General features: G+C 71.9%; 13 protein-coding genes. 2 read left to right on the top strand and 11 right to left on the bottom strand.

The window, feature by feature from the left end; genetic code table 11:
- The coding region (locus BIU96_RS20110; protein ID WP_217642277.1) for a hypothetical protein at positions 1–286 on the top strand (286 nt) is incomplete at its 5' end.
- Between the two features lie 91 nt (positions 287–377).
- On the opposite strand, the gene BIU96_RS14730 is transcribed toward BIU96_RS20110, so the two are convergent.
- From BIU96_RS14730 to tilS, 11 genes are all read right to left on the bottom strand, one after another.
- On the bottom strand, positions 378–866 hold the full coding sequence (locus tag BIU96_RS14730) for a hypothetical protein (protein WP_071293367.1): 489 nt from the start codon (positions 864–866) through the stop codon (positions 378–380).
- Entirely contained in the window at positions 863–1555 is a 693-nt protein-coding gene (locus BIU96_RS14725) for a Rossmann-like and DUF2520 domain-containing protein (protein ID WP_071293366.1), read from the bottom strand. The genes BIU96_RS14730 and BIU96_RS14725 overlap by 4 nt, the downstream gene beginning before the upstream one ends.
- Positions 1552–3375, bottom strand: coding sequence for a PH domain-containing protein (locus BIU96_RS14720; RefSeq protein WP_071293365.1), 1824 nt, complete (start codon positions 3373–3375; stop codon positions 1552–1554). Before BIU96_RS14720 ends, BIU96_RS14725 begins: the two co-directional genes overlap by 4 nt.
- A gap of 8 nt (positions 3376–3383) precedes the next feature.
- Positions 3384–3905, bottom strand: coding sequence for a PH domain-containing protein (locus tag BIU96_RS14715; RefSeq protein ID WP_071293364.1), 522 nt, complete (start codon positions 3903–3905; stop codon positions 3384–3386).
- Between the two features lie 37 nt (positions 3906–3942).
- On the bottom strand, positions 3943–4434 hold the full coding sequence (locus BIU96_RS14710) for a DUF3180 domain-containing protein (protein ID WP_071293363.1): 492 nt from the start codon (positions 4432–4434) through the stop codon (positions 3943–3945).
- Positions 4431–5039, bottom strand: coding sequence for a 2-amino-4-hydroxy-6-hydroxymethyldihydropteridine diphosphokinase (folK, locus tag BIU96_RS14705; RefSeq protein ID WP_071293362.1), 609 nt, complete (start codon positions 5037–5039; stop codon positions 4431–4433). Before folK ends, BIU96_RS14710 begins: the two co-directional genes overlap by 4 nt.
- Positions 5036–5434 carry a dihydroneopterin aldolase gene (gene folB, locus BIU96_RS14700; RefSeq protein ID WP_071293361.1) on the bottom strand — a complete coding sequence of 133 codons (399 nt, stop codon included), beginning with the start codon at positions 5432–5434 and terminating at the stop codon, positions 5036–5038. Before folB ends, folK begins: the two co-directional genes overlap by 4 nt.
- The gene (gene folP, locus BIU96_RS14695; protein WP_083402948.1) at positions 5431–6405 is read right to left on the bottom strand and encodes a dihydropteroate synthase; all 975 of its coding nucleotides are present in this window, start codon (positions 6403–6405) and stop codon (positions 5431–5433) included. Before folP ends, folB begins: the two co-directional genes overlap by 4 nt.
- A 6-nt stretch (positions 6406–6411) precedes the next feature.
- Complete coding sequence (gene ftsH, locus BIU96_RS14690; protein ID WP_071293360.1) at positions 6412–8397, bottom strand: ATP-dependent zinc metalloprotease FtsH; 1986 nt, start codon at positions 8395–8397, stop codon at positions 6412–6414.
- Positions 8398–8542: 145 nt separating this feature from the next.
- Positions 8543–9094 (bottom strand): hypoxanthine phosphoribosyltransferase, encoded by a 552-nt coding sequence (gene hpt / locus BIU96_RS14685; RefSeq protein ID WP_071293359.1) that lies wholly within the window; start codon positions 9092–9094, stop codon positions 8543–8545.
- A 9-nt stretch (positions 9095–9103) separates the two neighbouring features.
- Positions 9104–10123 carry a tRNA lysidine(34) synthetase TilS gene (gene tilS, locus BIU96_RS14680; protein ID WP_071293358.1) on the bottom strand — a complete coding sequence of 340 codons (1020 nt, stop codon included), beginning with the start codon at positions 10121–10123 and terminating at the stop codon, positions 9104–9106.
- A 51-nt stretch (positions 10124–10174) separates the two neighbouring features.
- On the opposite strand from tilS, the gene BIU96_RS14675 reads away from it, so the two are divergent.
- On the top strand, positions 10175–10666 hold the full coding sequence (locus BIU96_RS14675; protein WP_071293357.1) for an inorganic diphosphatase: 492 nt from the start codon (positions 10175–10177) through the stop codon (positions 10664–10666).
- The last annotated feature ends 89 nt before the right edge of the window (positions 10667–10755 follow it).

Genomic DNA, 10755 nt, shown 5'->3' with positions numbered 1-10755 from the left:
CGTCCGGTCGTCCGGTCGTCACAGGGTTCCGAGCGTGCCCCATCTACGTGAGATCCTCGAAACCAGCCGAGCCGTCTTCGCGGCGATCCTCGTCCTCGTGTTCGTGTCCGTGTTCGTGATAGGTCCAGCACCGGCGGGAGCGGAGGTCTTGCGCTCCGCTTCAGCGACCACCGTGGACCTGCTTGACTCGTTGGTCACACCGATCACGGCGGCCGACCTCCGACGCCGCCGACTGAGCGAGACGGCGGCGAGCAAGGCCTCCTGGGGCACCCGAGGTCCGAGATGAGACGATGCCGGGTCGGAGCCGAGGACTTCGCACTGAGGGGCGGAGCAACTCGGGGCGCGGCTCCGATGGTCGTGGGGGGGTCCCGTCGATGCTACCCGCGCGCGGGGTCCGACCCGGAATCCCGGCCGTCCCCGCCCCCCGGTGCGCGAACGCCGACGGAGCCCCGCGCGGGCCGCCCCTGGGCGCGGAGCACCAGGAGCGTCACCGACGACCCGGCGTAGGCGGCCGCGATGAGGACCGAGGTGACCAGCCCGCCGGCGTCGACCGCCGAGGTGGTCAACCCGCGCGCGACGATCGCGTCGACGAGGAAGTACGCGGCCAGCAGGAACCCCACGACCGGCCCCGCGGTCATCCGCCACCACGCACGGGGCGGCTCGACGGGTTCGTCCGGCCCACGGAAGACGCGCACGCCGACGACGACGATCGCCAGGGACCACAGGGCGCCGATGAACGGCACGAGCGCCCCGGGCAGCCCGAGCGCTGCCAGCAGCAGCATGCCGAGCACCTCGATGACGACGGCTCCGACGACGTAGCCGACCTTCGCTTGGGCGCCGAGGATCCGGAACGGCTTCGTCCTCACAGCGTCGCCTGCCCGTCGGCCGCGGCCAGCGCGTTCTCGACCGCCGACCGGACCAGTGCCCCGAGGACCCGGCCGGGGTGCTCCACCCCGATGCCGTCGAGCGTCCCGGCGGACTGGTCGACGATCGCCGTCGAGAAGCTCACGGCGGCACGGACGGCATCGGCGTACGCGGGCCGGTCCTGCTCGGCCACGACGAAGGGCTCCGCGCCCATCTCGACGACGAGCGCCTGCGCGATGGGGAGCACCGGGGACGGCGCGGTCACGGCGCAGTAGGCGTCGCGGAGCCGGGAGAGGTCGACGCTCGTGCCGGTGAAGGCCATCGCCGGGTGGATCGCGAGCGGGATCGCACCGGCAGCCATGGCCGGGGCCAGGATCCCGACGCCGTGGTCCGGGCTGGTGTGCACGACGAGCTGTCCGGGCTGCCAGATGCCCGCCTCGGCGAGCCCCTGCACGAGGCCGGCGAGCTGGTCGTCCGGCACGGCGAGGAGCACGAGTTCGCTCCGCTCGACCAGGTCCGGCGTGGCGAGGACGGGTGCGCCGGGGAGCATCGCCTCGGCGCGGTCGCGCCCCTCGTCGGACACGGCGGTCACCCCGACGACGGCGTGCTCGGCGTTCGCCAGGGCGGCGCCGAGCACGGGCCCGACGCGTCCGGCGCCGACCACGCCGACGCCCAGCCGTCCCGCCCTCATCGTGCGGCTCCCGGTGGCGGGACGGCGCCCCAGGGCGAGTCGGGAGGCACGGTGCCGGTCGACGGGGCCAGCTCGCCTCCGCGCACCGCCGCGTCGGCCCCGGTGGGGTCGGTCGTGACGGTCGGCGCGGAACCGGCGGGGGCGATGGACGCGGCGTCCTGCGGGACCGCAGCGTGCGCGCCGGGCCGCGGTCGGGCCTCCCGTTCGCGCCAGCGGTGTGAGGTGTCGGCCGCAGCGGCCTCGACGGCGCGCTCCGCGGTCTCCGCCCACAGACGCTGCGCGTCCCGCGCGTCGAGCGCGCCGACGCTGGCGGACACGGGGCCCTGCACGGTCTGCACGTGCACCGAGGCGAGCCGGAGCGCACGCTCGAGCGGCCCCTGCGAGACCTTGATGCTCTGCACGCGGGGCAGCGGGACGATGACGAGCGACCGCCAGACGGCGCCGAGCCGGAGCAGCACCGCGCCCGGCACGAAGCGGTAGCCGTTGCGGCGGAACGCGAACGGCCGGAGCCACGCACCCCGGCGCGGGGAGTGCACGAAGCCGCCGCGGTCGCCCGTGGTGGTGAGGCTGTCGTCGACGACGTTCACGGCCTCGGACGACCCCTCGCGCAGCTGCTCCTGCGAGGCCGCCGGCCCCATCACGGCGGTGCCGACGAGGCCCGGGAGGATGATGTCGAGGACCTCTCGGACGTCCGTCGCGGTACCGACGGGCAGCACGATCGAGGACACCTGCTGGTTGCTCGACGCACCGTTGCCGGCGTTCGTCGCACGGTTGATGCGCACGTCCCACCAGCCGAACGGCCGCCAGAGCAGCGGCTGCGCGACGCTCACGGCGTGGATGCGCCCCGGCGGGAGCGTCTCGTTCGACGTGGACACCAGCCCGAAGCCGATGCGGATGCCGTCGCGGGTCTCGGCGATCGTGTACTGCAGCGAGCGGGAGAACTTCCGGACGTAGTAGCCGCCGGCGCCGATCACGGCCGGGAACAGGCCGAACAGGATCCCGTACTCGCCGGTGAGCGCGACGCTGACGATCATCGCCGCGACGGCCAGCAGGATGAAGATCGTCGTGCCGGAGAGCAGCATCGACGCGATCAGCCGCCCCGGGTGCACCTTCACGATGCGGGTCGCGTGCACGGCCGAGGGGTCGAGCTCGGGCGCGAACACCTGGTCGACCCGGTCCTGCAGCCGACCGTTCGAGGCGCGGGCGGGGCCGTGGCCGCTGTCGGCCTCGTCCTCCTTCGCGCCGGAGGCGAGCACGAGGATCCGCTGCCGCAGGTCGTCCGCCGCCGTCGTGCCGAGGTAGGCGAGCTGCACGTTCGCGTCGTTGCCGGCCTGAGCGATCTCGAGCTTCGCGGTACCGAAGATCCGCGGGACCAGCGGGCGCGAGATGTTGATGCCCTGGATCCGGTCCAACCGGGCCTTGCGGTTCGTGCGGAACAGCACGCCCGAACGGACCTCGACGATCTCGCCGGTGACGCGGAACTCGTGCATCCGCCAGGACAGGTAGAACAGGCCGATCAGCACGACCAGCAGCACCACGATGCCGAGGAGCACCCAGCCGACCACCCCGTGCTCGTAGACGTAGCGCACCGGGTCGCCGTCGTCCTCGGGGCCGCTGCCGGGGATGAAGAACTCGACGAGCTGGTCACGGAGGCTGTTGAGCACGTAGCCGAGGATCACGATGAGGAAGATGCCGCCCTTGAGCAGCGGCGTCAGGGGGTGCAGGCGGTGCCACTCGCCGTCGGTGAGCGGCGCTGCGGCGGCGGCGTTGCCCCGCGCGGACGGCGGCGTGGGCGGCGGCGGACCGGGTCGGAACGTCACGACGACCCCTACAGCCCGGCGCGGCGGGACTCGGCGAGCTCGACGAGCCGGTCGCGCAGCTCGTCGGCGTCGGTGAACGGGATGCCCGGGATCCGGACGTTCGTCGACGCGGCCGCCGTCACGAACTTCAGCTCACTCATGCCGAGCACACGGTCGAGCGGCCCGCGGTTGACGTCGACGAGCTGCATGCGGCCGTACGGCACCGCGGTGAAGCGCTGCCACATCAGGCCACGCCGGAGCACGAGGTCGTCGTCGCGGAGCGCGTACCCGATCGCCCGGACCCGTCGCGGGGTCAGGGCGGCGGTGACGGCCGCGATGACGAACACGACGATCGCGATCGACAGCCACACGGCGCCGGCGGTACGACCGAAGCCGCCGCTGACGACGCCGATCAGGACGCAGCCGGCGGTGACGACGACCCCGATGACGACGGTCGTGATGAGCTCGGTCCAGACGAGCTTCGGGGACACCCGGTTCCAGGTGGTCCCCGTCAGGCCGAGGCCCGGCTCGTCGAGTCGTTCACGCGGCATCGCGGTCTCCTGCGGTCTGGTCGGTCGACGCACCGGGTCAGTGCGCCTGCGTCGTGCCACCCCGGGGAAGGTCGTCGTCGTCATCGTCACCGGGCGGCGCGATGCACATCCGCTCCGCCACGATGGCGCACACCGTCAGCACGAGCCCACCCCCGACCGCCACGGCGTTCGGCAGGACCGAGCCTAGCGAAGGGAACGCGGAGCGGGTCAGGAGGTACACGAGCAACCCGACGGCGAACCCGCCGAAGAGCGCTCCGGCGATGCTCGACGCCTTCGCGAGCACGACGACGCGGATCGCGTAGAGCGGGTCCACCGGGCGCTGTCGGGTCGCACCGTCGCGCGCGTGCCGACGGACGGGTCGCGCCATCAGGACGACGGCGATGCCGATGAGGGCGAGCGTGACGCCGAGGGGTGTCGCGAGGAACAGCGTGGGGGCCTGCCGCGAGGCCAGGACCGCGTCGAGCGCGAAGCCGGCCACTGCGGCCACCACGGCGACGCTGATGAGGGTGGAGGCGCGGGTCGGCTTCACGGGCGGGCCTGCGTTCGGTCGGCGGTGGCGGTCGCGGCGGTCGCTGTCGCGTCGAGTGCAGGCCTGGAGGCGCGGGTCGGCTCGTCGAAGAGGCGCGGCTCGTCGAAGAGGCGCGGCTCGTCGACGCGCTCGGTGTCGTCGCCCAGCGCGGCGAGCAGGTCGGCCACCGGTCCGGCTCCGGGCAGCACCGCGTCGGGGTCGGCGTCGAGCCACGGCGCGAGCACGAACGCCCGCTCCCCGGCGCGCGGGTGCGGGAGCGTGAGCGTCTCGGTGTCGAGCGACACCTCGTCGAACGCCACCAGGTCGAGGTCGAGCGTCCGGTCGCCCCAGCGCACCTCGCGGGTGCGACCGTTGGCGTCCTCGATGCCGTGCAGGGCGTCCAGGAGCTGCTGCGGCTCGAGCTCGGTGTCGACGACCACGACGGCGTTCCGGTACCGCGGCTTCGTCGTGTCGGGGCCGTCGAGGGTGACGGCGATCGACTCGACCTCGCGGCTCGACGCCACCGGACGGACCCCGGGCAGTGCGGCGATGGCCGATGCCGCGGCACGCAGCGTGCTCCCCCGGTCGCCGAGGTTCGCGCCAAGGGCGACCACGGCGCGGCTCACTCTTCCTCCTCCGCGCGGTCGGCGGGCAGGGCGCCCCCACGGGTCCGGCGGATCCTGATGGAGACGTCGGTGAAGGGCACCGTGATCGGCGCCTGCGGCTTGTGCACCGTGACCTCGGTCGCCAGGGCTGCGCGGTGAGTGAGCACGGCGGTGGCGATGCGCTCGGCCAGGGTCTCGATGAGGTCCACCGGGTCACGTTCGATCTCGGCGACGACCTGCTCGGCGAGCACGCCGTAGTGCACCGTGGCGTCGAGGTCGTCGGTGCCGGACGCCGCGCGGGCGTCGACCTCCACCGCGACGTCGACGACGAAGTCCTGGCCGTCGGCGCGCTCGTGGTCGAACACGCCGTGGTGTCCCCGGGCACGGACCCCGGTCAGTCGGATGGTGTCCCTCACGATCGAGCTGCCCTCCAGGCGTCCCAGACGTCGAGCACGGCACGGGTCGGTGCCGGGTCGTGCACGCGTACACCCCACGCACCGCGTTCGGCGGCGAGCAGGCTGATGGCGGCGGTGGCGAGGTCGCGGTCCTTCGCGGGGGCACCGGCAGCGCTGCCGACCCCGTCGAGGAAGCGCTTCCGCGACGCGGCGACGAGGACGGGCAGCCCGATGGAAGCGAACCGCTCGTAGCCGGCCAGGATCTCCCAGTTCTGCGCGCCCTGCTTGGCGAAGCCGAGGCCCGGGTCGATGACGACCTGCTCCTGGCGCACGCCCAGCACGATGAGCTCGGCGACGCGGAGTTCGACCTCGCGCCGGACTTCCTCGACGGCGTGCGCGTACTCGGCGTTCCGGTACATGCGGTCGCTGTGCCCACGCCAGTGCATCACCACGAAGCCGGTGCCGGTGTCCCGTACGACCCGCGCCATGTCGGGGTCGGCCAGGCCGCCGGAGACGTCGTTGACGATCACCGCACCGAGGTCGACCGCACGCTCGGCGGTGGCGGCGTTCATCGTGTCGACGCTCACCGCGATGCCCTCGGCGACGAGCTGCTGCACCACCGGCAGCACGCGACGCTGTTCGACCTCGACCGGCACGCGGTCCGCACCGGGGCGGGTGGACTCGCCACCGACGTCGACGAGGTCCGCGCCGGCGGCGACGAGTGCCCGGGCATGCTCCACCGCGGCGTCGTAGGCCTGGTGCAGCCCACCGTCACTGAACGAGTCCGGGGTGACGTTGAGGATGCCCATCACCCGGGTGCCGTCGGACGTCGGCGTCCCGCGCTCGCGGTCGCGCCGACGGCCGGTCACGATCTCCGGCACCGGTGCTGGTGCACGGAGGTCGATCGCGACCGTCGGCGGTTCCGCGGCAGCGGCGCGCGCCTGGCTCACCTCGGCGAGCCGACGCGACCGTCTCGTCGGCAGGTCGGTCATGCCGGCCTACGCGGGGGCGATACCCGGGTTGCCGAACGGACGGCGACGGGGCTTCGACGACTCGGTGTCGGACGGCTCGGCTGCGGTCGACGCGGCCTTGCCGGGGACCCCGATCGCGGGCAGGTCGCTGACCGGGCGCTTGTCGCTCGACAGCCACTGCGGGCGCTCCGGCAGCTTCCGGACGTCCTTGAAGATCTCCACGAGCTCCGGGGCGTCGAGCGTCTCCTTCTCGAGGAGCTCGCCGGCCAGGCGGTCGAGGATGTCGCGGTTGTCGTTGAGCACCTGGTAGGCCTCGTCGTGCGCGGCCTCGAGCAGGGCACGGGTCTCGGCGTCGACCGTCTCGGCGATGTTCTCCGAGTAGTCGCGGCTCGTCCCACCGCTCATGTCCCGACCGACGAACGGCTCACTCGACCCGGAGCCGAGCTTGACGGACCCGACCGCACGGCTCATGCCGTACTCGGTGACCATCTTGCGCGCGGTGCCGGTGGCCTTCTCGATGTCGTTCGACGCACCCGTGGTCGGGTCGTGGAAGACGATCTCCTCGGCGACGCGGCCGCCCATGGCGTAGGCGAGCTGGTCGAGCAGTTCGTTGCGCGTGACGGAGTACTTGTCCTCGAGCGGGAGCACCATCGTGTAGCCGAGGGCACGGCCGCGCGGCAGGATCGTGATCTTCGTCACCGGGTCGGTGTGCCGCATCGCCGCCGCCGCGAGGGCGTGTCCGCCCTCGTGGTACGCGGTGATCAGCTTCTCCTGGTCGGACATGATCCGGGTGCGGCGCTGCGGGCCGGCCATCACGCGGTCCACGGCCTCGTCCAGCGCGCGGTTGTCGATGAGCTGCGCGTTCGAGCGTGCCGTCAGGAGCGCGGCCTCGTTGAGGACGTTCGCCAGGTCGGCGCCGGTGAACCCGGGCGTCTTGCGGGCGAGGAGCTCGAGGTCGACGCTCGCGGCGAGCGGCTTGCCCTTCGCGTGCACCTCGAGGATCTGCTTGCGGCCCTGCAGGCCGGGGGCGTCGACGCCGATCTGGCGGTCGAAGCGGCCCGGACGGAGGAGCGCGGGGTCGAGCACGTCCGGACGGTTCGTCGCCGCGATGAGGATGACGTTCGTCTTGCCGTCGAAGCCGTCCATCTCGACGAGGAGCTGGTTGAGCGTCTGCTCACGCTCGTCGTTGCCACCGCCGATGCCGGCACCACGGTGACGGCCGACGGCGTCGATCTCGTCGATGAAGACGATGGCCGGGGAGTTCTGCTTGGCCTGCTCGAAGAGGTCACGGACACGGCTCGCACCGACACCGACGAACATCTCGACGAAGTCCGAACCGGAGATCGAGTAGAAGGGCACACCCGCCTCGCCGGCGACCGCACGTGCGAGCAGCGTCTTGCCCGTCCCGGGAGGGCCGTACAGCAGCACGCCCTTCGGGATCTTCGCGCCGACGGCCTGGAACTTGGCCGGCTCCTTGAGGAACTCCTTGATCTCCTGGAGCTCCTCGATCGCCTCGTCCGACCCGGCGACGTCCGCGAAGGAGACCTGCGGGTTCTCCTTGTTGTTCATCTTCGCCCGGGACTTGCCGAACTGCATGACCTTCGAGCCGCCGCCCTGGGCGCTCGAGAGGAGGAACCAGAAGAGGGCGCCGATGATGAGGAACGGCAGGATGATGCCGAGCAGCGAGAGGAACCAGTTCCCCTGCTGGACGGTGTCGTTGTAGCCCTTGGGCAGGTTCGCGTCGTTGACGGCCTGGATGACCTCTTCACCGCGCGGCGTCGAGTAGTAGAACTGCTCGTGCGCGTTGCCGTCCTTCAGGGTGAGGTCGACGCGCTGCTCGGTGGAGTTCACCACCACCGACGAGACCTTGCCGTCGGAGAGCTGTTCGAGGCCCTTCTGCGTGTCGATCTGCTGTGTGCCGGACTGGCTGATCACGGCCCAGCCGATCCAGATCCCCACGATCGCAATGAGCACGTAGATGTACGGCCCGCGGAGGATGCGCTTGAAGTCCATGTGATCCGGGCAGAGCGCCCGACACCTTTCTCTGCCGAAGTTGCGTGGACGTCAGCATACGGCGGCGATTCTGTGGCGAGAATGGATGTCCTCTGCGGGCGAACTCACAGCCCGTCCGGAGTGCGCCGGACGTTGGTGCCGAGCGTCAGGAGTAGACGTGCGGGGCGAGGACGCCCACACCGCGCAGGTTGCGGTAGCGCTCGTCGTAGTCCAGGCCGTAGCCGACCACGAACTCGTCCGGGATGTCGAAGCCCACGTACCGCACGTCGACCTCGACCTTGGCGGCCTCGGGCTTGCGGAGCAGCGCGACGATCTCGACGCTCGCGGCACCGCGGGACTCGAGGTTCTGCTTGAGCCACGACAGCGTCAGACCGGAGTCGATGATGTCCTCGACGATGAGGACGTCGCGCCCGTGCAGGTCGGTGTCGAGGTCCTTGAGGATCCGCACCACACCCGACGACTTGGTGCCGGAGCCGTACGACGACACCGCCATCCAGTCCATCCGGGCCTGCATCTTGAGGTGCCGCGAGAAGTCCGCCATCACCATCACCGCGCCCTTGAGGACACCGACGAGCAGGGGATCGCGCCCCGCGTAGTCACGGTCGACCACCGCGGCGAGCTCGGCGAGCTTGTCGTCGATCTGCTCGGGGGTGAAGAGGACTTCGGACAGGTCTGCCTGGACGTCGGAGAGTTCCACCACCCCAGCCTAACCGGCGCTGAACTGCAGGCGGTCGCCGGTCCGCGATGCCCGGACACCCGGCAGGTCGATCGGCCCCTGTCCGGTCCAGTCCGTGACGAGCCGGCACACCTCGAGCGTCTGGACGCGGGACAGCGTCACGCCGAACTCGCTCTCCACCGCGAGTCGCACCAGCCGCTGTCGGAGCGCGGGCGGGTTCGCGTGCAGGGCCCGGGCGGACAGCGAGATGCCGGCCTCGGAGTGCTCGGCGATGTCCTCCGCCATCTCCTCGGCGAAGTGGTCGAGCGCTGCGGAGTCCTCGCGGAGCTGGTCAGCCGTCCGGGCGAGGGCCTCCGGCACGCCGGCACCGAGCTCGCGTTCCAACGTCGGCATCAGCGTGTTCCGGACCCGGACGCGCGCGAACGCCGGGTCGTCGTTCTGCGGGTCGTCCCACGGCACCAGTCCGGCCACCGCGCACGCCTGCCGGGTCGTGTGCCGGCGGAGCCCGAGGAGCGGCCGCCCGTAGGCCGGACCGGCATCGCGCCGCGCCAGCGGCGTCATGCCGGACAGCGAGTCCGGCCCGCTCCCGCGGGCGAGGCCCAGCAGGACCGACTCGGCCTGGTCGTCGAGGGTATGCCCGAAGAGCACGAGCGGTGACCCCGTCTCCGCCGCGACCTCCGCGATCGACGCGTGTCGCGCCTCCCGGGCGGCCCCTTCGGGACCACCTGCGGACCCGACGGCGACCCGACGGACCGTCACCGGTCCGAGTCCCAGCTCGGATGCCTGCCTGGAGGCGCGGCTCGCCACCGCCTCGGAGCCCGCCTGGAGCGCGTGGTCGACGACCACCGCTCCGGCGCGCAGTCCCTGCTTGGGTGCCTCGAACGCGGTGGCCGCAGCGAGCGCGAGCGAGTCCGGTCCGCCGCTCAGCGCGACGAGCACGAGGTCGCCCGGGCGGACGACCGACTCGTCTAGTGCCTGGGCGAGGAGCGTCCGGACCGCGCGACGGGCGTCGGCGACCGCGGGATCCAGCCGGGGACGCGGAGTGTTCACCCGGTAACGTTAGCCGCGCTTTGTAGTTCAACCGACAGACCAGGAGCACACATGGCCGCGTACGACGTCGTCGTCGAGATCCCCAAGGGCAGCCGCAACAAGTACGAGGTGGACCACGAGACCGGTCGCGTCTACCTCGACCGCGTGCTGTTCACGTCGTTCGTGTACCCGACGGACTACGGGTTCTTCGAGAAGACCCTGGCCGACGACGGTGACCCCGTGGACGCGCTGCTCCTCCTCGAGTACCCGACGTTCCCCGGCGTGGGCGTCAAGGTCCGCCCGGTCGGCGTCTTCAAGATGAGCGACGAGGCCGGCAACGACGCGAAGGTCCTCGTGGTCCCCGCGAAGGACCCGCGCTGGGCGCACATCCAGGACATCTCGGACGTCGACGAGCAGACGAAGGCCGAGATCGCGCACTTCTTCGAGCGCTACAAGGACCTCGAGCCGAACAAGTGGGTCAAGGCCGAGGGCTGGGGCGACGCCGCCGAGGCCGAGGCGATCGTCACGGCCGGCCAGGCCGCGTACGTGCCGACCGGTCACTGACGGTCCGCGGGCTGCTCGCCCGCCACGGGATCGCACCCCCGTACGAACAACGCGCCCCGTCCTGACGGGGCGCGTTGTTCGTCTCGGGG

Origin of the sequence: Curtobacterium sp. MCBA15_008, assembly GCF_001865065.1 — a bacterium.
Lineage (GTDB): Bacteria > Actinomycetota > Actinomycetes > Actinomycetales > Microbacteriaceae > Curtobacterium.
The sequence above is the reverse complement of the archived record's forward strand: the minus strand, read 5'-3'. Positions and strand labels throughout refer to the sequence as shown.